Origin of the sequence: Corynebacterium flavescens (assembly GCF_008693105.1) — a bacterium.
Classification (GTDB): domain Bacteria; phylum Actinomycetota; class Actinomycetes; order Mycobacteriales; family Mycobacteriaceae; genus Corynebacterium; species Corynebacterium flavescens.
In genome coordinates, this window is the sequence record NZ_VXKK01000037.1 from 95,469 (window position 1) to 118,209 (window position 22,741).

Consider the following 22,741-nt stretch of genomic DNA (forward strand, 5'->3'; position numbering starts at 1 on the left):
CAGCCTGCCTAAAACAGAGATAGGCGCGTGGAGTGATACACGCTGCCGAAGGGGGCGTCCAGGCGCACCCACCGTCCGAGTCCGGCGACACGCAGATGGCGCGGAACGTCCTGCGGGGCGGAGAACCCCGGAATGAGGCCTAAGTTTGTGCAGGCGAACACCATGCGCATGGGGATCTCGACTGTTTGCCCCGCCCCCTCTACCTCAATCACTGGCTGGTTAAGGAGGCTGGTCGGAGGACCCAGCGGTCCAGAGAACTGCCGGGCAAGCTGCCGGCCTTGGTCTGAAAGGTCGCGCGCTACCGTTACCGGCAAAGTATCGAGTAAGACGAAGCCCTCCGCCGGCGGCAGCGCGCCAGGCCACGCAAAGTCCTGAGCTGGGCCGAGGTCGATCTCTCCCCCGCGGGAATCACTATCCACCAGCCCCGCGTAAAGCGTTTGGGCGGAGACCACTGCCCCATCTCGCGAGACTCGGCCGCGGGCACGCCGGGCAGCAACCACCTCGAAGGGAGTGGTGGCAAAGACGTCGATCGCATCGGCGCCGAGCTGACGCAGGCGAACAGTGGCGGTGGGCTCGAGACCCACAACCCGGGCGAGGAAAGCTCGCAGTCCGTCTCCGCCACCGAGTAGGGTCAGCGTGTCATTGACCATGAACTTCCCGTCACTTCCTTAACTCTCCGCCCCCGCCTGCGCTGAGCAAACCCTCAGGCGGGGATTAAATCGCTGCTAGGATGCCACTGCCTCAGAAGGTGTCTTGAGCAGGGTGTTCTTCTCCTCATCGGTGAGGGGACGCGGGGCCTGCGTCTGCGGATCGATTGCTACCTGAGTGCAATCCACAACGCAGGCGATGTTGCCCTTGTGGTCCTTTACCACCTGGTGGGTCACGTAGGAGGTGGTCCCGACGCGGGATACTGAGCTCTCCACCGTGATGGCTGCCTCGTTGTCCCACTTGACGGGCAAGAGATAGTTGATGTCAAGGTGGCGCACGAAAGCGATGAAGTTCAGGCCTTGCCCAAAGATGTGCTCACGGGCGAAGGCGAGACGAGCCTCCTGTGCCACCTCCACGAAGTTGGCGTTCATCATGTGTCCGTACATGTCGAAGTCCGACCAGCGAACCTCGACCTTATGGGTATGTATAACCTGCGATGTCATGTTTTCTAGTTCCCCCTTTTAAAAGACTTATCGGGTCAGCTTGCGGTGTGTTACGCGCGACGGGCGTGCCGCGTCTTCTCCAAGGCGCTCGACCTTGTTCTTCTCGTAGTCGCCGAAGTTTCCTTCGAACCAGAACCACTGCCCTTCAGCCACATTGCCCTCCCACGCCAGGATGTGGGTACAGGTGCGGTCGAGGAACCAGCGGTCGTGGGAAATCACGACAGCGCAACCAGGGAACTTCTCCAGCGCATTCTCCAAGGAACCGAGTGTTTCCACGTCGAGGTCATTGGTCGGCTCATCGAGCAGCAAGAGGTTTCCACCCTCCTTCAGCGTCAGGGCGAGGTTCAGGCGGTTGCGCTCACCGCCCGAGAGCACCTTCGAAGGCTTCTGCTGGTCCGGCCCCTTGAAGCCAAAGGCAGAGAGGTAGGCACGCGAGGGCATCTCATTCTGGCCAACGTGGATGTAGTCCAGACCGCCGGAAACAACTTCCCAGACGGTGGCATCCGGATCGATGTTCTCGCGGTTCTGGTCCACGTAGGACAGCTTGACGGTGTCGCCGACTTCCACTGTTCCGGAATCCGGCTGCTCAATACCAACGATGGTCTTGAACAAGGTGGACTTGCCGACGCCGTTCGGGCCGATAACACCCACGATGCCATTGCGCGGCAGCGTGAAAGAAAGGTCCTTGATCAAGACGCGACCGTCAAAGCCCTTGGTGAGGTTCTTGACGTCAACGACCTTGTTGCCCAGGCGTGGAGGAGTAGGAATCTGGATTTCCTCAAAATCAAGCTTCTTGTACTTCTCGGCCTCAGCCGCCATCTCCTCGTAGCGCTCCAAACGCGCCTTGTTCTTGGCCTGGCGAGCCTTAGCGCCAGAGCGCACCCAGTCCAGCTCTTCCTTGAGGCGCTTGCGCAGCTTGGCGTCCTTCTTGCCCGCTACCTGCAGACGCTCCTGCTTCTTCTCCAGGTAGGTGGAGTAGTTGCCCTCGTAGGGATAGAGCTTGCCGCGATCGACCTCACAGATCCATCCGGCGACGTGATCGAGGAAGTACCGATCGTGCGTGACGGCCAAGACGGCACCGGGATAGTTCTCGAGGTGCTTTTCCAACCACTGCACGGACTCTGCGTCAAGGTGGTTGGTGGGCTCGTCGAGCAGGAGGAGGTCGGGCTCCGAAAGCAGCAGCTTAGCCAGTGCTACTCGGCGCCGTTCACCTCCGGAAAGGTTGGTGACGGACTCATCCGAAGGCGGACAGCGCAAGGCCTCCATGGCCTGCTCGATCTTGGAATCGACCTCCCAGGCATCAGCCGCGTCGAGCTCTTCTTGGAGCTTGCCCATTTCTTCCATGAGCTCGTCTGTGTAGTTGGTCGCCATTTCCTCGGCGATAGCCTCGAAGCGCTGCTTCTTCTCAAAGATGTCTCCGAGGCCCTCTTCGACGTTCTCCCGCACATTCTTTTCCTCGTTGAGAGGAGGTTCCTGCAGCAGAATGCCGACCGTAGCCCCCGGATCGAGGAAAGCCTCGCCGTTGGAGGGCTGGTCTAGGCCGGCCATGATCTTGAGAATGGAAGACTTACCAGCGCCATTCGGACCCACGACGCCAATCTTGGCGCCCGGGTAGAAAGACATCGAGACATTATCGAGGATGAGCTTATCGCCGATAGCCTTGCGCACGTTTTTCATCGTGTAGATGAACTCGCCCATGTTTCCCCTTTGCGTTACTTGGGACAGGTTTTGAACAACTCAAAGAGTACATTAGATGAAATGGACAAGTGCCCCCAAGCCTGACACCTGCCCATACGCGCGACATTTCCGCCTGAATCTTAGGCGCTCACCGGCTCGTTTTCACTTTCTTCCTGGGTTTCTGGGGCTTTTTCCGCTTGGCGGCGATCTGCAGCCGTATCGTGGGCATCGTCGTCCAAGCCCTGCTCCGCCACAACCGGCAGTACGCGCGTGCGATCAATATCCGGAACTACTGGTTCCTCACCTTGGCTCAGCTCCGGGATGTTTTCCTGGTTATAGACCACCGCCAGCTTCTTCGCTGCAATAACATAGCGGTTGAGGTCAAGGCCCACGTAGAAAGCCTTGATGAAGGTGCGGCTGCGAGGAACGCCCTCCTTGTCCTGCCACTGATCAGTGACGATGGAGCCAACCGCGATGATGGGCATCCCCTTGTGCAGGGACTTCTTCACATTGATGGCGAATTGTCCCCACATCTCAACGTCAATGAACACCAGGTCGATGTCGCGCCATTCCGGCTGGCTGCTATCTTCCTGATGCTCGCGGTTGGGCACGCGGCGCGACGATGCCACGCGCAGGCGGGTTTTAAACATATCGGCGGAGACCTTCGTCAGCTCCGGCTCGTGGGTGAGGTGTCCTGTGATGGTGATGGGCAATTGTGACATGAGATTCCTGTTCTGGTTGATGGCTCGGCCTGTACTAGCACGGACGCGGAACCTGCTGGCTCGTCTGCCGTCCCGCCGCCCTTGCTTAGGCCATCATCACCGCCGCCGCGAGCCCACCACCATGCCTGAACTGCCCACCTGTGGATAACTCGTTGTATGTGTCAACAAACACCGGGCGGCAGAAGCCAACTATCCACAGGAGTGGGTGAGGTACTAGCGATCGTCGTTAAGCTGGGCGAGCATCGCATTATAGTCAGCGAGATCTGCATCCCCATCATCATCAGCCTGGGCGTCATGGCGCACGGCGGTGGCGCGATCATCACGCAGCCACTCAACAAAGAGCTTGCCAAAGACAATCAACAGCGGGAACTGTCCAAAGCCCCACGCAATACCTCCGCCGACGCGTTGATCTTGGAGGAGATCAGGATGCCACGGCAGATTCAACGAGCTGTAGAAATCCTGGCCCAAGATGATCTGCATTTGCATGAGATAGACACCTGCGAAGAGGTGCAGCGGCATGGACAGGAAAATCAGCCCGAGCCTCAGGCTCGACGGACCGCGGCTGGGCAGCGGATCAGGCCCGATGACCTCCCAAAAGTACAGATATCCGGAGACAAGGAAGATGAAGTTCATGACCACATGCCCGGCGTGCTCGGAGATGGCGAACTGATATAGATCGGCGAAAAGGTAGATGACGTAGAAGAAGAAGAGAAACTGGACGAGGTTGATGAAGGGATTGGTGATGAACCTCAAGATCCTCGACTTAGTCAGCGCAACCGCCAGATCATGCACATTGGGCTGGCCGGGAACCCCCGGACCCCACGCCTGCATGACCAGCGTCAACGGTGCGCCGAGCACCAGGAAAGGCGGGACGAGCATGGAAAGGATCATGTGGCCGAGCATGTGCATGGAATAGAGTGCCGGGATGTACATGCCGATTCCATTCGACATGACGATGACGAGGATGGCCGCGCCGGACATGAACCATGCGGTTCGCGCATTCGACCACTTCATACCGCGACGATGCAGGCGCAGCAGCGCATAGCCATAACCCGCCGCAGCCAAAAGCCCGATGGTGCCAAACATGAGGTCGAAGCGGAACATCGTCCACACGTCACTCATGGTGGGCGGCTGCGTAAGTTCATAGCCCAGCAGAAGCTGCATGGAGTTCAGGTTGGGATCACGCGGCGGCGGTGGCGGGGTGCGGCCCATGGTTATCGCCACGCCGATAGTGGCGGCCATGATGATCAGCTCGACTACTGCGACCCTTCTAAAAAGCTGCGGCCGCTGACCCAGCTGGGGAATAGTAGCCTGCCTATGAACCAGCCCCACCAGCGCCAGGACGCAGGTCAGGACGGTCTTGGCAACAATGATGAGCCCGTAGCGGGTGCTCAAGAGATCACTGGGTTCAATGCGGATGAGGGCATTGATAACGCCGGAGATTGCCAGAGCAATGATGGAAATAAATGCCACGGCCGAATACCGCCGCACCGCCACAGCCAGCCCGGGCCCGAGGCGGCGCGAGTGCGCGATAAGCCCCATGAGGCCGCCCACCCACAGCATGATGAATACGAGGTGCCACAGCAAGGAGTTGGTGCCAAAGTCATGGTCGCCGCCGGAAGCAGAGTGCCCCTCCATCCCCAACGGGACCACCTGCATCAAGGCGAAGAAGAAGAGCAGCGGTTGGGCCGCCCAACCACGCGCGAAAAGGCCCCCCACACCGACGAAGAAACTAATCACCGCGGTGACAAGCCATACCTGCGCCGTAGCGATCTGGCCGAAGGCAATGGACATCAGCTCCGGGTTCAGCACGCGCAGGAAAGGCGTTCCCGTCAGATCCGACATCACCAGCGGCACCTCGAGCAGCGCCACCACGCTCACGCCCAAGGCGGCAAAAGAGCCCGTCCGGGCCGCGATATGCCCGTCCACGCTTAACGAAGCCTCTATCAACCTGCTGTTGTCCTTGCCCGGGATACGCGGCGCGATGAAGAAAGCCGAGGCCATAAAGGAGCCCACAGCCAGCGCCATGAGCACCCAGCCCACGCCGCGGAAGAAGGGCAGCCCAAAAGTGGTCAGCCGGCCCGGATCCGGGATTCCCAGTGCAGCGAGTGAATCGCTCAAGAAAAATAGCGAGATAAATCCGGCGACGAGACCAGCGAAACCGGCAGCACAGACATTAATGAGTGTCGAGCCTCGAGCCTTATCCCCAGCCTTACTCAAGGCTTGTTGACGGGCGGTTTTGTCCTTGGTGTGCATGTTCGGCATTGTATCGCCCGCATCAGACATTCCTAAACCGTGCACTTCCCCACCCAGCCACGGTTTCCGCCCTGGGGTGCCACGCCCGCTTCTTGGCCTCCACGCCCAACCCCGGTTCGTTGCTCCACAGACAATGGGCTATGATTATTGGCTGCATGCCTCCATAGCTCAGCGGATTAGAGCAGTGGGTTTCTACCCCATGTGTCGCAGGTTCGATCCCTGCTGGGGGCACCCAGTTCAAGGCCACTTTTTGAGGGTTTTATACCTCCAGAAAGTGGCCTTTTGGGCACCTTGTGGGCACACCCCACATAGCTAGAACTAGTTCTACTCAAACTCTTCCAAGATTCTTTCGAGCACCTTCCTCTGGGCAGGATTCATTGAGGCTTCCATCAGCGTGCGCACCGCTCGCGCTCCTTCTTCTTCCCCCACCTGTGTGTCGAAGCTAGGAAGGTCCTCCCCCACCTCCGCGCGCAGGCGGTCGATGGCCGTGACTCCCTCGCTGCACACAATCTCAATCTCATCTGCTGAGGCATCAGCTGGAAGGCCGAACAAGGCCTGGTTGAATCTCTCCATGTCCGCGGCTGGGTTCTGCAGTGTCGCGGCGAAGCCAAGCAGGTCCTCCTTGGAAAAGAGGCGTGCCAATAAAGTAGAGATATTCCGGGAAGCCTTGTCCGTACCGAGCGCCTCCAAGGCCACGCGCGCCTCCGGCGAAAGGTCCGGCGATCCGCCGCTGGCGATGAGTCCGTCGACATCGCGGCGCATCTTGCGAAGTTCCAGGATCCGCTCATCTAACTCGGAGCGCAATCGACGCAGCGAAGTCTGGGCATGCTCATCGGATTCGAGCATCTCCGCAATGTTGTCGAGGCTAAACCCGAGTGCGGCCAGCCTGGCTATGCGCAGCGCAACGACGAGGTGCTCGGCGTCGTATTGCTTATAGCCATTGGACAACCTAGTCGGCTCAGGAAGCAGCCCCTGCTCATGCCAGTGGCGGATCGCCCGGTGGGTGACTCCCGCTAGTTCTGCCAGCTGCCTTGTGCTCCACATCTCCTGCTAGTTCTCCCCTTGCCTCGGTGCTTCCATTGTGTCTGAAGGTGCGTCTGAAGGCCCACCTGAAGGCCCGCCAGCGTGTGCATCCAAGTCCCGGAAGGCCGGCGTGAAGAAGGCCGCCACCGTGGTGATTGCCACGGCGATGGCGATGCAGGCTCCTGCCGCATTGAGCCCAAAGGCCTGCGCAATCGCGGCGATTGGAGCCGCGGTCAAGGCTGGCGCTGCCAGCATCAACGCGTTCTGCGCCCCGAGAACGCGCCCGCGCATCGCGTCTGGTGTAGCCCGAATCGTGGCGACCCCCAGGACGGCTGACATGGGCGAGTTGGCAATTCCAATGAGTACTGCGGCAACAATTACCAACCAGGGCGCTCCCAGAGTCCCGAGAATCCCGAAGCCAATTCCCGTGCCGATAGCGCCGAAGATGAACCATCGGCGCGGTGAAGTACGCGCAATCGTCGCCGCATATACGCTGGCCCCCAGCAGACTGCCCAACGCGATTCCTGTCACCGCGAACCCGCTGAGCTCCGGAAGCCCCTGCGCAATGAAGTAGGCGGGCAAGACGGTTGCCTGCAGCCCAGCAATCACAGCAACGAACACTGCGGTCAAGATGCTCGCCCCCAGTACCAGCCTATTGGAGAGCAAGAATCGCCATCCGCTCCACAAGTCAGCGAAAACCTTCTTGACCTTGTTGTTTTCCGTTGCGTTGCTACCTTCCGGATTAACCGCTCCGGCTGCGGCTGAGATTCCGAAGGTAACCAACGCGGCACCCAGGCTCGTCGTCGCTGTGATGAGAAGGGTAGCCGAGCTCACTCCAAGCAGTGCCACCAACAGCCCTCCCGCGCCTGGTCCAACGAGCATCAGCACCGCGGCGAGTGCTTCCCTGATCCCGACGAGTCTATCCAGCCTCCCGGCTTTCGCGCCGCCGTCTAGCTCCACTAAACGCGGGAGCATGGTTTCTCGCGCAGTCATGCCCGGAATGTCTCCGAAGGCACCAATGATGCCGAGGACGATGAACCACGTGAGGTTGAGCCCCCAGAGATGGTCAACGAGCGGCAGCGCTGCGATGGACGCTGCAGAAAGAATGTCACTAACTATAGAGACAGTCCTGCGATTAACCCTATCTATCACCACCCCGGCCAGGACTCCTACCACTGCCGAAACGGCAGCCGTTGCGGAGGCGATAACTCCCGCAGCAAGGATGTCCCCCGTCTTTGCCAAGACGAGGAGCGGAAAGAGCACTGAGGCAACCCCGTTGCCCAGCAGGGATAGGCCATAAGCCATAAAATAAACAATCGTGTTTCGCTTCATGAAACCAATCCAAAACTATGCCGTAGCGGCATAGTCAAGACAAAGATCTGACTTCTGGATCTGCGCCGTCATCACCTAGGCTAAGAAGTCCAACCTTCCCCCCTTAGAGGAGATAATTTCATGATTAGCATCGGACTCGTCCTCACAGCAGTGGCGGCCCTCGTCCACGTTTTCATTTTCTATCTCGAATCCCTCGCGTGGACTTCACCTCGTGCGCGCAGGATCTTCGGCGTCGCCACGCTTGACGATGCCGAGTCCCAAAAAGAACTGGCCTTCAACCAAGGCTTCTACAACCTTTTCCTGGCCATCATCACCGCGGTAGGCATCGCAGCTTTTTCCATGGGTCACCACGCCGTTGGCGCGGCACTCGTCTTCAGCGGCGCAGGCAGCATGGCTGCGGCGGCAACGGTGCTCTTGCTCTCGAGCCCAGACAAGGCCTCCGCAGCGCTCAAACAGGGCGTCATTCCACTGCTAGGAATCATCATGCTCGCGATCGGCCTTGCACTCTAAGCACTTGACTCATCGCGCAGAACGTCGAAACGACGCCACCGGCAGACTACTCCACTCCCGGGCTCCCAAACTGGAAAAATAGTGCGCTATTAAACGTCACCGCTTCTGCAAATTATGCGGATTCGCCTTTTTGATGCAGGCGGTTAGCCCACGCCTGAGCTTCCCAATCCAAAGGCGAACCATAGAATTCTGCTGTCGCTTCGCGCAGCCGCTTTTGATACGACAAGTAGTCTTCTTCACCAAGCTTGGACCACGCCACCTGCTTGGGAGGACGGGCAACTCCCAGCCCAGGTGAAGGCTCTTGGGCAACATCAAACACAATGGAATCGACCGGAACATGAAGATAGGCATAGGCCTTCTCCACCGCTGGGCAGCCCAGCACCGCGAGGTACTTTAAGGTCATGTTGATCCACTTTTGAGCTTGTCCATAATTGAGACAGAATTCCGACCTATCCTGATGCGGATGCGCAGTGAAGAACTCAATTCGATCTCGGCACCAGCGGGCATGACGCTCATCAAAATCACTTTGATCTGTCACTGTATTTAGCCCAGAAACAAACGACACGAGAGAATCATAGGTTGCATTAACCAAGTGGTCCCTGTCTTTATGAGTACCAATACCCCGCAGCGTTCGATTGAGATCCCGATAAGCGCGCCGAGCAGCTACTTTTACGACGCCATCTGAGCTGGGATCACCTAGTGCTTTAGATCCAAAATAGAACGTCACTAAGCTCAGCCACTTTAAGGATTCATCCATGAAGATAAGCTTAGTAATGTGGCTGCAGCACGGTGGAGCCTAAGCTAGAAGCCATGGACCTCACGCTGGCGACCTTTGATCATCTCTCCCCGCGCGAGCTGCGCGGCGTTTCTTTCACCAACGCTTGGTCACCAGCTCCACATTATGCAGATGCCCGGCGCGCTGTGCTCACAGGGCAATACCCGCAGCGCCGCGCGTGGACTCGCATCACTTCAATTTTTGCGGCAGCGGGATTCACGGTCACTGAGTCTGCAGTATCCACAGTGCCCGCAGTGCCTACGGTGCCCCCAGAATCCGCTGTGTCCGCAGACGCAGCCGGCACCTTCCGCCTGCTGGAGCAACCTGAAGTTGGGACGCTGCATACCCTCGGCGGCGTGGTAGCGATGTGTTCCCTGCTCGATTCTCCGGCTGCGATGTCTATCTACTGGCCCGGCGTAGCAGAAGAAGGCAGCAGCGCAGAGCTGGTCTCCCCGCTCGACTTGGCGCCCACGCTGGCCGCGATTGCAGGCCTCGATGTAAGGCCCAATGCGCAGCTTTCCTTCGATGGCCTCAACCTGGTTCCGGTATTGCGCCACGGGGCTGCGGGGCATGCGGCGCTCTTTTTCGATGATGGGGTGCGGATGCCGGATGCGGTGCTCAAAGGCGACATCTCCAAGCCGGAAAGCGCCCGCGCCCGGCTCCACGATGAGTGGAATGCCTGGCGCGGGTTCATGGACCTGGGGCCGCTGCAATAACTGCGAGCGCAGTATTGCAGCGGTAGTTCTGCGGCTATGCCTCCGGGGTGATGAACCACATGATGAGGTAGAGGATAACTCCCCAACCGGCGGTGAGGCCGGCGAGCGCGAAGAGGATGCGTACGAGGGTGACGTCGACATTGTAGGTCTCTGCTATGCCTCCGCAGACCCCAGCGATATAGCGGTCGCTGCGGGAACGGTGCAGTCTATTGTTCACAAAATTGTTCATTATCTTTATCTCCTTTCCCTTCCTATCCAACCCTTCCAGCGCACCGTAAACATCAGGTATCACCCTGACTTTCACCCTGAAGTCGCGGACTCGTCTACTCTTGACGCAGATCTTCTCTAGTGTCGAAAGGACGATTAAAGCCGTGGCAAGAAAACCTGGGCTGCCCGCCCCCACCCCTAATTCCTATGCATTGGTGACCGGAGCCAGCCAGGGCATCGGCGAGGCCATGGCCCGCGACTTGGCAGTCCTGGGATACAACGTCATTCTTGTTGCCCGGCGCCGTGAGGTGCTCGAGGAGATCGCAGCACAGCTGGAGTCCAGGCACTCGGTGAAGACGATTGCCTATCCGGCGGACCTTTCGGATGCGGACGACGTCGACAAGCTCATCGAGTTCATGGCGGACAAGGAAATCTCCATCCTCATTAACTCCGCAGGCATCGCCAGCTTCGGTGCCTTCATGGAGCAAGATTGGGACTATGAGAGCAAGCAGTTCGAACTCAACGCCCGCTCCGTCCACCGCCTTACGCGGGTGGCGCTTTCACAGATGTTGCCACGGCGCAGCGGCGCGGTGTGCAACGTTGGCTCGGCGGCCGGCAATATTCCTATCCCCAACAACGCCACCTACGTCTTCACCAAGGCCGGCGTCAATGCCTTCACCGAGGCCCTGCACTACGAACTTAAGGGAACAGGTGTCACCTGCACGCTGCTGGCACCTGGACCTGTGCGCGAGGCGGTCATAGCCCCAGAGGATCAGACCATCGTTGACAAGGTCGTCCCTGACTTCTTCTGGACTACCTATCAATCTTGCTCCGCCGAGACCCTGGATGCGATGGCCCACAACCAACGCCGGGTGGTTCCCGGACCACTGTCCAAGGCCATGAATACGCTAAGTCAGGTCCTTCCCACCCCGCTCATCGCGCCGCTGGTGGGCAAGTTCTATTCCAAGATGGGCTAGCGTTAGCGGCCTGTTCCCCGCGCGGGGCGGGCTGCGCGCTAGAGTGAGCATCATGCACAACACCGACATCGCTTTCAAAAATGACCGCCTCGTCTGGATAGATCTGGAGATGACCGGGCTGGATCCGCAGCGCCACGTCATCGTCGAGGTCGCCGCCATCATCACGGATGCGAATCTCAATATCGTCGGCGAAGGCATCGACGTGGTCGTGCATGCCTCCGAGGAGGAATTGGCACAAATGGATGACTTCGTCACGAAAATGCACGCCCACTCGGGCTTGGATAAAGAGATTCGGGCCTCGACAACCACACTCACAGAAGCCGAGGACGCCGTCCTTGCCCTCGTGGAAGAGCACTGCGATCCCGAGCACCCCGCTCCCCTAGCCGGCAACTCCATCGCCACCGATCGCACCTTCATCCGCGCATACATGCCGCGCCTGGACAAGGCCCTGCACTATCGCATGATCGACGTCTCCACCATCAAGGAGCTCTCGCGCCGCTGGTACCCGCGCGCCTATTACAACCAGCCGGAAAAAGGCATGGCCCACCGCGCCTTGCAGGACATCATCGAGTCCATCCGCGAGCTCGATTTCTACCGTCGCAGCGTCTTCCGCACCGATGAGGGCCCCTCCACAGCCGAGGCCACCGCGCTCCAGGAACAAACCACGGCCGATTACCGCGCGCTGCTCTAGAACCGGTGACGCACCTGCGCGCTTAGCGTCGCACAATCTGCACTAAATTGCTCACAGGCGGCTCCCGCTGCTGTAGAAACATAGTTGTGATCAATTCAGTATCCGCGGGCATTATCACCGCGCTAGTTGGCTTTACTAGCTCTTTCGTCGTGGTACTCACCGGCCTGCGCGCGGTCGGGGCTTCGGAAAGCCAAGCCTCCAGTGGCCTCGTGGCGCTGTGCATCGTCGTGGGCGCATCCACCTTATGGCTCGCACTTCGCCACCGCATTCCCGCCACCACGGCTTGGTCCACACCCGGTGCAGCCTTGTTGACCACCGCCGGTGCCTCCGCCATGGGCTTCGACGAAGCCATCGGCGCCTTCATCCTCTGCGCCGCGCTCCTCCTGCTCTCCGGACTATGGCCGGCACTCGGAAAGCTCACTGCGGCCATCCCCACCCCAGTTGCGCAGGCGATGCTAGCCGGTGTCCTCTTTCCCCTCTGCCTCAAGTCCATCAGCGGCCTGAGCGCATCCCCGGCAGCCGTGGCACCTGTCGTTGTTATTTGGCTGCTGGGCATCATATTCCTGCCGATGTGGGCGGTGCCTTTGGCCTTTGTCGGCGCGGGCATCGTCATCGCGGTGCACCTATCCCGTTCGGGCTTTAGCATTGATGCTGCGGAACTTCTTCCCACTTTGGAGTGGACGTCCCCGGCCTTCAGCGTCCAGGCCGCAATAGGCATTGCCCTTCCCCTCTACGTGGTCACCATGGCCGCTCAGAACCTGCCGGGCGTCGCGGTCCTGCGCAGCTACGATTACGAGCCCCCCTGGCGCGATTGTCTTAGCTCCACCGCGCTGGGCAGCCTCACCGCCGCCCCTTTCGGCGCCAGCACCATCAACCTGGCAGCGATTTCCGCTGCTCTCGCCGCCGCCCCAGAGACCAACGTTCCGGCGGATAAACGCTGGCGAAACGCCGTCGTATCCGGCTTAACGTATCTCCTCCTCGCCGGCGCGGCTGCCGCTGTGGTGGCCTTAGCCGGGGCAGCACCCACCGGACTCATCGCTGCGGTCGCCGGGCTCGCACTCTTGGGCGCTTTCGGCGGTGCGGTGCAAGGAGCGTGGTCCGATGCCGCATTGCGCCTGCCGGCAGTGCTCACCTTTCTAGTGGCCGCCTCAGGCATAACCGTCGCCGGGATTGGCTCCGCCTTCTGGGCGCTGGTGACAGGCGTCATCATGACAATGGCGGCCAACTATTCCGCTCGCGTGCAATCGCGTCGGTTGCGCCACGGGCGTTAAGGTAGGCTTGCTCCCCACCTTGTGCATTGCTTGGCGATGCCCCCTCTCCCGTATCATGCACTTCACCTGCAGTTTTGTAGAAAACATAGCACGTGCACTAACATTGCACGTGCTGCAAAGCGCGAGCGGAAGTAGCAATGGTGGCTGTAGTTCAGCTGGTAGAGCACCAGGTTGTGATCCTGGTTGTCGCGGGTTCGAGCCCCGTCAGCCACCCCAAAGAAGAAGCAGGTCAGGACAGGTTTTAGACTAACCGTCCTGGCCTGTTTCGTTGCTCATGCCCACATTTTGCCCACAATTGCCCGCAAACTTAGTGGCCATAGTGGCAGTGAATGCGGCGTAATCGTCTGGGAAGAGGTGCCCATAGCGGTCGATGGTGAATGCCGCCGAGTGGTGTCCCAGCGCGAGTTGCAACGCTTTAATCGACGCTCCCGACGCTATGGCCACGGACGCGAACGAGTGCCGCATATCGTGCGGTGTGAGGTCGGGGTAGCCCGCGGCTTTTGCTGCATTATCGAACCAGTCCCGCCGCGCATTGCGTCCACGTAGCGGTGTGCCGCCGGCGGTTGTGAACACGAGGTCCCCGGGCGCCTTTCCCTCAATCTTGGTTTTGAGTATCGTTTCCGCCTGGTCAATCAATGGCACTAGCCGCTGCTTGTCATGCTTGGGTGCCCCGTAGACCAACTTCCCGTTTAGTTCAGTAATGGTGTGCCGCACATGTAGACGATGCCGCTTGAGGTCTACGTCTTGGACCTGTAGCCCGGCAAACTCTCCCCACCGCAGTCCGGTGTATGCGAGGAACCGCACGAAGTCGCCATAGGTGTCCCCTGCCGCAACTGCCATAGTCTCGACTGCGGTCGGGGGAATGATGGTCATGTCTTTCTTGGGCACTTTTGGCAGTTCCACGTACTTGCACGGGTTGTCTGGGATTCGCTTGTCTCGCACTGCCCGTCCGAGTATCTGATTCAGCACACCGAACGAGTTACGTACCGTCTTGGGTGCTCGATTCTCTCCTAGCGCCGCAATCCATTGCTCGACGGAGGCGGTGTCCACATCACGAAGGTAAGTGGCGCCGATAGTGCCTACGGTCTTGACGTGCTTCACCGCACCTGAGTAAGCATCAGTGGTTTTGGGGGTGAGGTTAATTTTCGTCTTGAGCCAGTTGTCCGCGAGTTCCGCGACGGTGACACGCCCGGCTGTAGCTGGCCGCCACTCCCCCGTGTTGAGTTTGACGGTGTTTTCCGCCAACCAGTCTTGGGCTTGACGTTTCGACGTGAACCCTCTTTTATCGGTTTGCCTGCGGTCAGGGGTGCGGTAGCGAACGCGGTAGCGCTTTTGCCCTGAGCTGGTGGTGTATGCGCTAATCGTCGCCATAGTCGCTTGGGTTTTCGTGTCTAAGGTCAGATAAAAGGCTCTCAATTTGCCATAAAGGCCTACACCGCATTAGCCACTCCCACAGTTCCGCGCTTGTTTCAGGATGTCCGCCAAGAGGGGTCTCCGCCGTTAGCCACTCCCAAAGTCGAGCTGAGGTAACGCCCCGCGAGCCGGTTAAATGCACACTGTCCGTTGACTGCTCGGTATAGGGCATTAACAGCGTAATCGGAGCCACTCCGAGCACTTGGGCGAGTGCTACGAGCTCATCAACGTCCACCTTTCGTTGCCCGCGCTCAATGTTCCTCAATCCCAATTCTGGAATTGCGCGCCCAGCCTCGGTAAGCCGCCTTGTCACTTCCGCGTAGGACAGATTTTGCCCCTCACGAATTCGGATGATGTTTGCCCGCACCGCTTCACCAGTGGGGCCAATGCTGCTTTTTCTACCTGCCATGGCCCGCACTTTACCCGATGAAAGATATCGGTATCCATTTAAAGTTGCGTGATTCTGAGCAATGCGGTAAACATTATTGTGTACCCGATGAAACTTATCGGTATCAAGTGTTATTTTATCTATTTGGGAGTAAACCATGAGTGATCTACTAACCCCCGACCAGCTAGGGGAACGGTGGGGTAAGTCCCGCCAAGCCCTGGCAAACATGCGCTTTCGCGGCGACGGCCCCGCGTTCGTCAAGATTGGCGCTCGTACTGTGATGTACCGCGTTGAGGACGTTCTTGCTTACGAGACCGCCCAGATTCGGCATCGTACCGACGAGGACCCGAAGGCGGCGGCGTAGATGCGCACCGACTACGCCCAGCTTGAAGCCGCGCACCTGGCCGAGCCACAAGCACAACCCGCACACGACAACGAGGACAAGTAACCATGAACCAGATCATCGAATGCCACCACTGCGGTGCTGTGAACGTCATTCCCGAGGGGGAGTACTTCGGCGGGTATTGCGAATGCTGCTCCAGTGATGTCTACGCCGCCCCCGAACCCGAAGAAGATGCGCCCGTAAGCGACTACACGCCGGCTGATTCTCTGACCTATCTAACCAACAGCGCGGTTATTGCGCTCGACGCGGCCTATGAAGAGATCCACGACGTGAACGGTGAAGGGATCGAAACAGAGGATCTTCCTGACCACTTGCAGGCAGCCGCGGCCATTGTCCTCGATGTGAGGAAATCGATACGCCGTGAAGCGGCCAAGCACTGCGATTCTTCCGCACGCACCTACTCCAACGGCGTCCCCATCAACATTCGCTACCAGGGCGCACGCCTAATTGGTCCCGACGATAGGCCTTACCGCCCGGGATACATCACGACAGTGCACCCCAACGGCACGCCCGACGCGTCTATCCCACCCCAGTCCATCAAGTCCTAAAGGAGATTTTGAACATGACCATCAACAATGAAAAAGCCCCCGCAAGTGCTACCAACACCCACGAGGGAAACAACGAGTCTGATTCGAGCTCGAATACCGTCGATACTACACCAACGCTTCGCATGATCCGGGGAGGCAAGAGCAACGGGATACATCATTTCCCGTATGCCGGCGGCACGATGGACCGCAACGACTCCATAGCCCTGTACGTCACCATCGATGACCTATACCGCGGATACGAGCAGGGGCGCTTCGTTCTATCCGAAGCAGACGTGAAGGCTCACGATGAAGAGAGCCGCGCGGAGCGACGGAAGGAAGAAGAACGCAAGCAAGCCGCACGCCGCCGCGAAGAGCGCGAAGAGCAAGAGCGCCTTGTCATCGAGAAGATAACCGGCGTGTGGGTAGGCGCCGATGACCTACAGCTTGAGCTTCTAGCCGCGCGCCGCCGGGGCGAAGATGTCACCAAGTGGCTCGATGCCCTCGTTGCTATTGACGATATGGACTTGAAAGCCGCCGGGCTTACGCAGTGGGGTGAGTCCGAATGATTATCGATGGCCTTCTCGACCAGGCCGAGGCCGTCCTCGTTGCTGACGCAGAGCAGTTGCTGGCCAATCTTGACCGGCGGCTCGACGCGAGCGAAGCACGGCTAAGTGCCTTAAGCCGGGAGGTTGCAGATATTCGTCGAGGCATCCACAGCCCACCCGTTCACTAGCAATTCAGCCGCACCAGCAGGCACCGGGCGTGCAAGCCCCCGGGCGGCACCAGGCCCAAAGGTGCATGGGCGTCCCCGATTAGCAGAAGTTCTCTCACATGAAGTCATTTCACCGTTCTACCTAGGAGGAAACCATGTTAGCGCCCGAAGCGCTCAACTTTCACCCACGACACATTGACGAGTTTCACGGCGTCATCCTTAGCGGCTTAACCAACCAAGAAGCCCGCGACGCAGTGGAGCTAGTTCACTCAGACGATTACGGCGCTTACTGGCAAGGCAGAACGATCGGCCAAGCCATAAGCACCGCAGCAACCGCAGCCATCGAAGAAGGCCGGGCCCAGGAAGTACTAACCGTGCTCGACGTGAACGCGGCCCTCATGGAACAAGGCGCGCTCAAGGATGCCTCGTTCGTGATGGTGTGGACGGGTTTTATCTCCCCGCAGATTGTCCCGCCGATGCAGTCGAAGGCGCGCCTGCCTGAGCTTGCACGCCGCATCATTGAGGATCACTTCCGCATGGTGCATGCAGATATTTATGGCGGCACCACCAGCTACGAGATGCCCTTAGCGGACCTATGTACGCAGATGGACCGCGACCGGCAACGCCTCCTGAGCATCTACTCGAGGATGCCCTCAGCGCCCGCGCTCAAAGCAGTGAAGGCCGGTGATGCAGCATGAGCGATAACGCAGCCGTTCTTACTCTTCCTGACATCCTCGACGGTCTGGAAGCGCTGTACACAAAGTATGTGGTGTTCCCCAACGAGCACTGTGCTCCAACCGCAGCGCTATGGGCGGCGCACACTTGGCGAGTTAATGACGCTTACGCCAGTCCACGGCTTGTATTCCAGTCCGCAACTCCGGCATCCGGGAAGACTCGCGGCCTGGAGGTAACCGCCCACGTATCTTTCAACGCAAGGATGACAATATCCTCCTCGACCGCCGCGCTATTCCGCCGTATCGGATCCGCACACCATAACGGGCAGACCCCGCCCACAATCTGCTTCGACGAAACAGATGCGGTCTTTGGTGGCGGTAGGCCAAGCGAGCAGACCGAGCAACTCCGCGGGCTCATGAACAGTGGGTACAAGCGCGGTGCCACTGTCGATAGATGCGAGGGTGATGCCAGTGAGATGAAAGTCATTGAGTGGCCGGTATTCGCACCCCTGGCAATGGCCGGCCTATCGGGCAATCTCCCTGACACGATTACCACCCGCGCCATCGTCATTGACATGAAGAAGCGCACCTCGAAAGAGCGCGTGCAGCCCTACCGCGAGCGCAGCGTTAAGGCCGAAGTGGAGCCTCTTGTTCGGGGGCTCGCACAGTGGGCCCAGGACGATGCTTGTTCCCTAGCCGGAGTGTATCCAGACATGCCGCGCGGGGTGGAGGACCGGGCCGCCGAGGTGTGGGAGCCGCTCATTGCTATCGCAGACCAGGCGGGCGGGCAATGGCCTAAGCGGGCGCGTGAAGCATGTACTGCATTCGTGTTCAAACCGCGGGGCGGTACACCACCAATGGGCATTGAATTGCTCTCGGATATTCGGAAGGTTATGGGGCATGGCGGTGATTCGGAGTACCGCACCGTAGACCGGATCCGCACCACGGAGCTGCTGGAGAAGTTACGGGCACTCAGTGAATCGCCGTGGGGTGAGCTAGACGCCGGGCATGGACTCTCTCCCCGGAAACTCTCGCGCCTCCTCGACGCCTACGATGTTAGACCAATTACGTTTAGGGACAGTCTTTCATCGACCGCTAAGGGCTATCAGGTAGCGAGCAATGACCGTCAAGCCGGTCTTGCCGATGCGTGGGATCGGTACCTTTCCCCGCCTGAACCAACGGCCCCCCACACCCCTTCGCCAAAGTCGGTAACAACGGTAACTACGGTGACACCGCAGGTAGATGCGTTACCGATAGGTAACCCCAGTAACCGTGTTACCGTAACGCCAAAACCTGTTACCGATAGCCCTAGCCCTGTGACCAGCAAGGTTACCGATGTAACCGATGTTACCGACTTTCAGAGAATGGCTACCCGGCAAGCCGTACTCAACTCGCTTAGTCCAAACGTTGCCAGCAATCTCGGAGCAATCATGCGGCAAGTGAAAGACGCCACCGGGAGCGGAGCCACAACCGGAGATGAGCTAGACCAATTAGAGAAAGAGGGCACCGTGTACCGCGACGCCAAAGGCCACTACCTCCTAACCAGAAAGCAGGCATCATGAGGATCCGAGTGCGCTTGCCCAACCAATCATGGTGCGGTGGCGAGATACGAGTTAAGCGAGTTACGCGCCACGCAAATCACACGAGATTGTTTCTGTCTGTCACTGACTGGCATGGGCACGAGCTCACCATCGAGATGCAGAAGCCGATCGCCCTTGCCGATGAAATCGTTGATGCTGTTGAGACTTTTCAGCTCGAGCGCGGGATCATCGCCCGCGACCCCAAAGGCCGCTACATCAGAAATAAGGAGTCAGCATGAGAGCACGAGTAAGGACCGGCCACCAACAATGGGTAACAACAGCTTGCAAAGTTCAAGCAGGGCAGTACTCACCCCACCATGAACGGGCGAAAATCGTATTCAAGAATAGGGCGGGTGATGTGGTTTCAATCGTGGAAATGGAACGGGCAGCCCTTTTTGAATTGTGCAACTCCATTGTGGACCACTTCGAGTTCATCGCCGCCCAGGAGCATGACGATGCCGCCTAGCCGAAGTACCCAAAATTGTTTGACAGTCCTCCACGGCCCCGTGGTTATTCTCACCGGTGCGCAAATTGCGGTAGCCCACCGCCTGGTGCTAGCCGGCAGTAGATACCTCCAGGGAGCGGGTATGCCTCTCCGGTCTGCAGAGCGCGCGGTTGTCTCCGAACTGCAGAGCGCCACTTCCGACATGCGCGCCCAGCACCAACGACATCACCGACACCTCGACCCCACCACGGGACAAGAATCACCCCTAACGGCCGATGAACTCGCACAACAGCGTGGTCTCAGCGTCCGAACGATCCAACGCCAAGCCAAGCTATACGGCGGTTGGAAACACAAAGGAAGGTGGCTATTTCCCGCCGACCTCCGCGATACTGAAGGGAACCTTTTATGACACTTCCACACTATGATCTCGAGGGCGAAAACGGCGGCTGGAACGTCGCCGGGTTCACCTCCCTGCCCACCGGCTACACCGCCATCTTCACCGATGGCACCCGCCGCCCAGTCATTGGGCTTCTCGCCGTCGAGCACGTTCACAACGCACCCGGCTACCCAGAATCCTGGGCTGATGCCGACGCGCTTGCTGGAACCGGGCGCCTGCGCTACGTCCCCGCAATCCTCTCCGATAACTTCGTAGCCCAGCCAGCCCAGTCCTACGGTGAACTCTTGGAGGTCACTCGTGACTAGCCCAGACACCCACGACACAGCCCAATGGCAAGGTGCAGAACCAGAACCAGATGGTGACACCCTCCCCGCTACTGATAGCGAGGACGGCACCCAAGACCAGGAGCCAGACACCGGCAATACCGATGCAGGCCCCACCGTGGAGGAATTGCAAGCACAGCTCGATGAAGCCCGCGGCGAACTCGCCCAGCGTGATAAGACCGCAGCAATCAACGCGGCCGGCTTCCGACCGGAAGCATCAGCAATAGCCGGCGAAATCCTTGCCGATGCCAGCCCTGAACAAATCGAGCCCACCCTTGAGTTGCTCGCCAAGTTTGCGGAAGCAGCCAAGACACCCGGCCCCATGTCCAATATCCCCGTCGAGCAGATGGGCGACTACATGAGCCACATGCGCAACGGTAGTGGCAGAACCGGCAACAACAACCATGAAAGCTCATGGGGTAGCGAACTCAAACAGGGCTCATACCCCACCACCTTTATTGCCAAGTAATCGAAAGGAAACACAACAATGGCAAGTACTCCCATTCTTCAGACCGGTAAAACCACCGGCTCACGATTCTTCGACGCCCGCGCCGTCGAGGACCTTGTAACTCTTCCACTACTCCAGGAGTCTGTGGCACTTCGAGTATCCAAGGTCATTCGCCCGAAACTAGGCCAGATAGTCGAGATCCCCGTCATCGCCTCCGATAGTGACGATGAACCCGCATGGACTCCCGAAGGTGCAGAGATAACCCGCGTGTCCCCTCCCAACGCTGGCACACTGACGCTTACCCATTACAAGGTGGCAGCAGGTGACAGTATCCCGTGGGAGCGACTTAACGACGTGTCCTACGATGTCCTCGACCTTGTTGGTCAGTCCCTCGTGCGCAAGATTACCGCCACCATCGACGCCGCCTACTTCAACGAAGTAGACAACGGACGGCATCCCATCAGCGGTGTTGGCCTACTCGAAGGCACCAACAACGCCAGCATCTCCGCAGTGAACAACGTCGATTGGGCACTCGATGCAGTCGAACACGCAGCCGCACATGATGCCGCAGTCGGTGCCTTCGTCACCTCACCCAAGACACTGACCGCCCTAGCAAAAATCAAGAAGGGCACCGGCTCGAACGAGTCACTGTTCGGAACGAGCGAAGCGCCAGGTGTTGCAACCCTCGCAGGTGTGCCCCTCATTGCGTCTCGCCACGTCTCCGACACGCGCATCTGGGCAATCCCCACTGATCGAGTCATCGTGTCCCTGCGTCAAGATGTTACCGTCGCCACCGACCCCAGCGCAGACTTCGGCCGCCAAGTCGCCGGCATCGCCGCCAGCGCGCGTGTAAGCATGGGCTGCATCGACCCGGCCGCCGTCACCAAGGTAACCATCGGCTCCTAAGCCCAGATAACCCCAGCCCCGCGCAGCGCAAACAGCCCGCGGGGCTTCCGCTTCCACTCGAGGGGTGGGGAGGGTCCCTACCTAGAGACAGCTGGGGGGACGACATGCTTAGCGCCTAAGAATTTGTACGGTTTCAGGGAAAACGCCTATAGGACTACAGGTAAACATAAGCGTGCTGGCATTCCGCAAGAACTGTAACGGGCAATGCCGTTGTTACATCTACCCCGTATCTGTAACAACTAGAGTGTAGTGTTACGGATATGAGTATATGTAAGAAGTGCGGCAAAGAGTTCAATGCAAGAGCGGGCGCTAAGTTCTGTTCATCGACGTGCAGGCAAGCGGCCTACCGCCAACGGAAAGACCCACGGCCGCCCGCCCGCCGTGCCCCGCTTCGTGATAGTGCCGTGAAGTCATGGCTCGACCTAGACCGCAGTGTCCGCAGGGTTGAGCGCGTCGCCCAGGACGATAGGTTCACGAAGATGATCCGTAGCGACCCGCATTTTCTAAGGGGCGATCTTCAACGTTCTGTGAATGAACTGCAGGCAGTCATAGCGGAGATTGACCGCATTCAGGGCGCTTAACCGAATGGTTAGCCGCCCAGGGGCCGGGGCGTTTACGGGATTGCGCAACCGTGCCCCTCGTAGGCATGGTTGGCACCCCGGCCTTTTCAGGGGATTGCCTGAAGTTAGTGGTGAATCTACCACTAAGCATTAGTTCCAGATTCGGAACTAACGGATCCGGTATTAGCAGAGTCGGTTACTAAGTGCCCACATTTTGCCCACATTTGCCCAAAAACGGCGGTTTTCACCTGGGATTATTCGGTATTAAGTGCAATACGTTTACCAGGACAAACGGGCGTGACCTGCACTTATTCAACTGGTTGTGATCCTGGTTGTCGCGGGTTCGAGCCCCGTCAGCCACCCCAAAGAAATGCAAGGTCAGGGCACTTATTCCGAATGGTTTAAGTGTCCTGGCCTTTCCTATGGGCACGCTGTGGGCACAAACTGGCTCATGCGGGCTAATGCTCAAAATGTGTTGGTCGTTTTGGCCTGTTCACTGCGCGCAGTGAACAAAAACTTAAGGCACTTTCGGGGCTAAGGAGCAAAAAGTGTGTCTGCGGGCGTGTCGGGGTTAGGTGCCGGGCCAGCCTTTGCGGATTCCTAGGTTGTGGTTGTATTCGTTTGGGATAGCGTTGTCGTAGAGGGCTGGTCTTCCGG

The 22,741-nt window shown here is 58.9% G+C and carries 26 protein-coding genes and 2 tRNA genes; 17 read left to right on the forward strand and 11 right to left on the reverse strand.

The features are described 5' to 3' along the window. Window positions 1-8: 8 nt before the first annotated feature. The 5 genes from F4V60_RS09555 to F4V60_RS09575 all read right to left on the reverse strand — a co-directional run bounded on the left by F4V60_RS09555 (window position 9) and on the right by F4V60_RS09575 (window position 5,806). A complete protein-coding gene (locus F4V60_RS09555; RefSeq protein ID WP_075730376.1) occupies window positions 9-650 on the reverse strand; it encodes a DUF8185 domain-containing protein in 642 nt (213 codons plus the stop codon). A 75-nt stretch (window positions 651-725) separates the two neighbouring features. Beyond that, on the reverse strand, window positions 726-1,151 hold the full coding sequence (locus tag F4V60_RS09560; RefSeq protein ID WP_075730377.1) for an acyl-CoA thioesterase: 426 nt from the start codon (window positions 1,149-1,151) through the stop codon (window positions 726-728). 27 nt (window positions 1,152-1,178) lie between these two features. Then, the gene (gene ettA / locus F4V60_RS09565) at window positions 1,179-2,849 is read right to left on the reverse strand and encodes an energy-dependent translational throttle protein EttA (protein WP_075730378.1); all 1,671 of its coding nucleotides are present in this window, start codon (window positions 2,847-2,849) and stop codon (window positions 1,179-1,181) included. 119 nt (window positions 2,850-2,968) lie between these two features. Further along, on the reverse strand, window positions 2,969-3,550 hold the full coding sequence (locus F4V60_RS09570; RefSeq protein WP_075730379.1) for a single-stranded DNA-binding protein: 582 nt from the start codon (window positions 3,548-3,550) through the stop codon (window positions 2,969-2,971). Between the two features lie 213 nt (window positions 3,551-3,763). Next, window positions 3,764-5,806 carry a bifunctional copper resistance protein CopD/cytochrome c oxidase assembly protein gene (locus F4V60_RS09575; RefSeq protein WP_075731279.1) on the reverse strand — a complete coding sequence of 681 codons (2,043 nt, stop codon included), beginning with the start codon at window positions 5,804-5,806 and terminating at the stop codon, window positions 3,764-3,766. Window positions 5,807-5,963: 157 nt separating this feature from the next. Here F4V60_RS09575 and F4V60_RS09580 point away from each other — a divergent pair. After that, window positions 5,964-6,037: transfer RNA gene (locus F4V60_RS09580), tRNA-Arg, on the forward strand. A gap of 93 nt (window positions 6,038-6,130) precedes the next feature. Here F4V60_RS09580 and F4V60_RS09585 read toward each other — a convergent pair. Together F4V60_RS09585 and F4V60_RS09590 are read right to left on the reverse strand one after the other, a co-directional pair. After that, window positions 6,131-6,850 carry a helix-turn-helix domain-containing protein gene (locus F4V60_RS09585; protein ID WP_075730380.1) on the reverse strand — a complete coding sequence of 240 codons (720 nt, stop codon included), beginning with the start codon at window positions 6,848-6,850 and terminating at the stop codon, window positions 6,131-6,133. 6 nt (window positions 6,851-6,856) lie between these two features. Then, entirely contained in the window at window positions 6,857-8,161 is a 1,305-nt protein-coding gene (locus tag F4V60_RS09590) for an MFS transporter (protein ID WP_075730381.1), read from the reverse strand. 120 nt (window positions 8,162-8,281) lie between these two features. On the opposite strand from F4V60_RS09590, the gene F4V60_RS09595 reads away from it, so the two are divergent. Beyond that, a complete protein-coding gene (locus F4V60_RS09595) occupies window positions 8,282-8,671 on the forward strand; it encodes a DUF1304 domain-containing protein (protein WP_075730382.1) in 390 nt (129 codons plus the stop codon). A gap of 112 nt (window positions 8,672-8,783) precedes the next feature. On the opposite strand, the gene F4V60_RS09600 is transcribed toward F4V60_RS09595, so the two are convergent. Continuing rightward, a complete protein-coding gene (locus F4V60_RS09600) occupies window positions 8,784-9,428 on the reverse strand; it encodes a hypothetical protein (RefSeq protein ID WP_141255942.1) in 645 nt (214 codons plus the stop codon). A 53-nt stretch (window positions 9,429-9,481) separates the two neighbouring features. On the opposite strand from F4V60_RS09600, the gene F4V60_RS09605 reads away from it, so the two are divergent. After that, the gene (locus tag F4V60_RS09605) at window positions 9,482-10,162 is read left to right on the forward strand and encodes a hypothetical protein (RefSeq protein ID WP_075730384.1); all 681 of its coding nucleotides are present in this window, start codon (window positions 9,482-9,484) and stop codon (window positions 10,160-10,162) included. A gap of 34 nt (window positions 10,163-10,196) precedes the next feature. Here the strand turns inward: F4V60_RS09605 and F4V60_RS09610 are convergent, their stop codons facing one another. Continuing rightward, a complete protein-coding gene (locus F4V60_RS09610; protein ID WP_075731281.1) occupies window positions 10,197-10,391 on the reverse strand; it encodes a PspC domain-containing protein in 195 nt (64 codons plus the stop codon). 142 nt (window positions 10,392-10,533) lie between these two features. Between F4V60_RS09610 and cmrA the strand changes: the two genes are divergently transcribed. From cmrA to F4V60_RS09630, 4 genes are all read left to right on the forward strand, one after another. Beyond that, entirely contained in the window at window positions 10,534-11,346 is an 813-nt protein-coding gene (cmrA, locus tag F4V60_RS09615) for a mycolate reductase (RefSeq protein WP_075730385.1), read from the forward strand. A 52-nt stretch (window positions 11,347-11,398) separates the two neighbouring features. Then, entirely contained in the window at window positions 11,399-12,037 is a 639-nt protein-coding gene (gene orn, locus F4V60_RS09620; RefSeq protein WP_075730386.1) for an oligoribonuclease, read from the forward strand. 86 nt (window positions 12,038-12,123) lie between these two features. Continuing rightward, window positions 12,124-13,308 carry a benzoate/H(+) symporter BenE family transporter gene (locus F4V60_RS09625; protein WP_232315917.1) on the forward strand — a complete coding sequence of 395 codons (1,185 nt, stop codon included), beginning with the start codon at window positions 12,124-12,126 and terminating at the stop codon, window positions 13,306-13,308. A 140-nt stretch (window positions 13,309-13,448) separates the two neighbouring features. Then, a tRNA-His gene (locus tag F4V60_RS09630) sits at window positions 13,449-13,524 on the forward strand. Window positions 13,525-13,554: 30 nt separating this feature from the next. Here F4V60_RS09630 and F4V60_RS09635 read toward each other — a convergent pair. Both F4V60_RS09635 and F4V60_RS09640 read right to left on the reverse strand, forming a co-directional pair. After that, window positions 13,555-14,679: a site-specific integrase gene (locus F4V60_RS09635; RefSeq protein WP_075730388.1), complete on the reverse strand. Its 1,125-nt coding sequence runs from the start codon at window positions 14,677-14,679 to the stop codon at window positions 13,555-13,557. Then, a complete protein-coding gene (locus tag F4V60_RS09640; protein ID WP_141255938.1) occupies window positions 14,666-15,268 on the reverse strand; it encodes a helix-turn-helix domain-containing protein in 603 nt (200 codons plus the stop codon). The genes F4V60_RS09635 and F4V60_RS09640 overlap by 14 nt, the downstream gene beginning before the upstream one ends. Here F4V60_RS09640 and F4V60_RS09645 point away from each other — a divergent pair. The 10 genes from F4V60_RS09645 (at window position 15,267) to F4V60_RS09680 (ending at window position 21,524) form a co-directional block, all read left to right on the forward strand. Next, window positions 15,267-15,473, forward strand: a complete 207-nt coding sequence (locus tag F4V60_RS09645; RefSeq protein ID WP_075730390.1) for a helix-turn-helix transcriptional regulator — start codon at window positions 15,267-15,269, stop codon at window positions 15,471-15,473. The genes F4V60_RS09640 and F4V60_RS09645 overlap by 2 nt on opposite strands. Window positions 15,474-15,559: 86 nt before the next feature. Beyond that, window positions 15,560-16,060, forward strand: a complete 501-nt coding sequence (locus F4V60_RS09650; RefSeq protein ID WP_075730391.1) for a hypothetical protein — start codon at window positions 15,560-15,562, stop codon at window positions 16,058-16,060. Between the two features lie 14 nt (window positions 16,061-16,074). Further along, the gene (locus F4V60_RS09655) at window positions 16,075-16,605 is read left to right on the forward strand and encodes a hypothetical protein (RefSeq protein ID WP_075730392.1); all 531 of its coding nucleotides are present in this window, start codon (window positions 16,075-16,077) and stop codon (window positions 16,603-16,605) included. After that, a complete protein-coding gene (locus tag F4V60_RS12560) occupies window positions 16,602-16,772 on the forward strand; it encodes a hypothetical protein (protein ID WP_157105735.1) in 171 nt (56 codons plus the stop codon). The genes F4V60_RS09655 and F4V60_RS12560 overlap by 4 nt, the downstream gene beginning before the upstream one ends. Before the next feature lie 134 nt (window positions 16,773-16,906). Then, window positions 16,907-17,449 (forward strand): hypothetical protein, encoded by a 543-nt coding sequence (locus F4V60_RS09660; RefSeq protein ID WP_075730393.1) that lies wholly within the window; start codon window positions 16,907-16,909, stop codon window positions 17,447-17,449. Then, window positions 17,446-18,987: a DUF3631 domain-containing protein gene (locus tag F4V60_RS09665; protein WP_075730394.1), complete on the forward strand. Its 1,542-nt coding sequence runs from the start codon at window positions 17,446-17,448 to the stop codon at window positions 18,985-18,987. Before F4V60_RS09660 ends, F4V60_RS09665 begins: the two co-directional genes overlap by 4 nt. 134 nt (window positions 18,988-19,121) lie before the next feature. After that, window positions 19,122-19,244 (forward strand): hypothetical protein, encoded by a 123-nt coding sequence (locus F4V60_RS12890; RefSeq protein WP_282958691.1) that lies wholly within the window; start codon window positions 19,122-19,124, stop codon window positions 19,242-19,244. Between the two features lie 611 nt (window positions 19,245-19,855). Beyond that, the gene (locus F4V60_RS09670; RefSeq protein ID WP_075730397.1) at window positions 19,856-20,152 is read left to right on the forward strand and encodes a hypothetical protein; all 297 of its coding nucleotides are present in this window, start codon (window positions 19,856-19,858) and stop codon (window positions 20,150-20,152) included. Further along, window positions 20,145-20,639 carry a hypothetical protein gene (locus F4V60_RS09675; RefSeq protein ID WP_075730398.1) on the forward strand — a complete coding sequence of 165 codons (495 nt, stop codon included), beginning with the start codon at window positions 20,145-20,147 and terminating at the stop codon, window positions 20,637-20,639. The genes F4V60_RS09670 and F4V60_RS09675 overlap by 8 nt, the downstream gene beginning before the upstream one ends. Before the next feature lie 18 nt (window positions 20,640-20,657). After that, window positions 20,658-21,524 carry a phage major capsid protein gene (locus F4V60_RS09680; RefSeq protein ID WP_075730399.1) on the forward strand — a complete coding sequence of 289 codons (867 nt, stop codon included), beginning with the start codon at window positions 20,658-20,660 and terminating at the stop codon, window positions 21,522-21,524. Window positions 21,525-22,741 lie beyond the last annotated feature (1,217 nt).

Coding starts and splice junctions, on each gene's coding strand:
- F4V60_RS09585 (WP_075730380.1), bottom strand. CDS start 6,850: ATGTGGAGCACAAGGCAGCTGGCAGAACTAGCGGGAGTCACCCACCGG.
- F4V60_RS09680 (WP_075730399.1), top strand. CDS start 20,658: ATGGCAAGTACTCCCATTCTTCAGACCGGTAAAACCACCGGCTCACGA.
- F4V60_RS09650 (WP_075730391.1), top strand. CDS start 15,560: ATGAACCAGATCATCGAATGCCACCACTGCGGTGCTGTGAACGTCATT.
- F4V60_RS09670 (WP_075730397.1), top strand. CDS start 19,856: ATGACACTTCCACACTATGATCTCGAGGGCGAAAACGGCGGCTGGAAC.
- F4V60_RS09600 (WP_141255942.1), bottom strand. CDS start 9,428: ATGGATGAATCCTTAAAGTGGCTGAGCTTAGTGACGTTCTATTTTGGA.
- F4V60_RS09655 (WP_075730392.1), top strand. CDS start 16,075: ATGACCATCAACAATGAAAAAGCCCCCGCAAGTGCTACCAACACCCAC.
- F4V60_RS09590 (WP_075730381.1), bottom strand. CDS start 8,161: ATGAAGCGAAACACGATTGTTTATTTTATGGCTTATGGCCTATCCCTG.
- F4V60_RS09575 (WP_075731279.1), bottom strand. CDS start 5,806: ATGCACACCAAGGACAAAACCGCCCGTCAACAAGCCTTGAGTAAGGCT.
- F4V60_RS09635 (WP_075730388.1), bottom strand. CDS start 14,679: ATGGCGACGATTAGCGCATACACCACCAGCTCAGGGCAAAAGCGCTAC.
- ettA (WP_075730378.1), bottom strand. CDS start 2,849: ATGGGCGAGTTCATCTACACGATGAAAAACGTGCGCAAGGCTATCGGC.
- F4V60_RS09570 (WP_075730379.1), bottom strand. CDS start 3,550: ATGTCACAATTGCCCATCACCATCACAGGACACCTCACCCACGAGCCG.
- F4V60_RS09595 (WP_075730382.1), top strand. CDS start 8,282: ATGATTAGCATCGGACTCGTCCTCACAGCAGTGGCGGCCCTCGTCCAC.
- orn (WP_075730386.1), top strand. CDS start 11,399: ATGCACAACACCGACATCGCTTTCAAAAATGACCGCCTCGTCTGGATA.
- F4V60_RS09665 (WP_075730394.1), top strand. CDS start 17,446: ATGAGCGATAACGCAGCCGTTCTTACTCTTCCTGACATCCTCGACGGT.
- F4V60_RS09605 (WP_075730384.1), top strand. CDS start 9,482: ATGGACCTCACGCTGGCGACCTTTGATCATCTCTCCCCGCGCGAGCTG.
- F4V60_RS09640 (WP_141255938.1), bottom strand. CDS start 15,268: ATGGTTTACTCCCAAATAGATAAAATAACACTTGATACCGATAAGTTT.
- F4V60_RS09610 (WP_075731281.1), bottom strand. CDS start 10,391: ATGAACAATTTTGTGAACAATAGACTGCACCGTTCCCGCAGCGACCGC.
- F4V60_RS09645 (WP_075730390.1), top strand. CDS start 15,267: ATGAGTGATCTACTAACCCCCGACCAGCTAGGGGAACGGTGGGGTAAG.
- F4V60_RS09560 (WP_075730377.1), bottom strand. CDS start 1,151: ATGACATCGCAGGTTATACATACCCATAAGGTCGAGGTTCGCTGGTCG.
- F4V60_RS12560 (WP_157105735.1), top strand. CDS start 16,602: ATGATTATCGATGGCCTTCTCGACCAGGCCGAGGCCGTCCTCGTTGCT.
- F4V60_RS12890 (WP_282958691.1), top strand. CDS start 19,122: ATGCAGAAGCCGATCGCCCTTGCCGATGAAATCGTTGATGCTGTTGAG.
- F4V60_RS09660 (WP_075730393.1), top strand. CDS start 16,907: ATGTTAGCGCCCGAAGCGCTCAACTTTCACCCACGACACATTGACGAG.
- F4V60_RS09555 (WP_075730376.1), bottom strand. CDS start 650: ATGGTCAATGACACGCTGACCCTACTCGGTGGCGGAGACGGACTGCGA.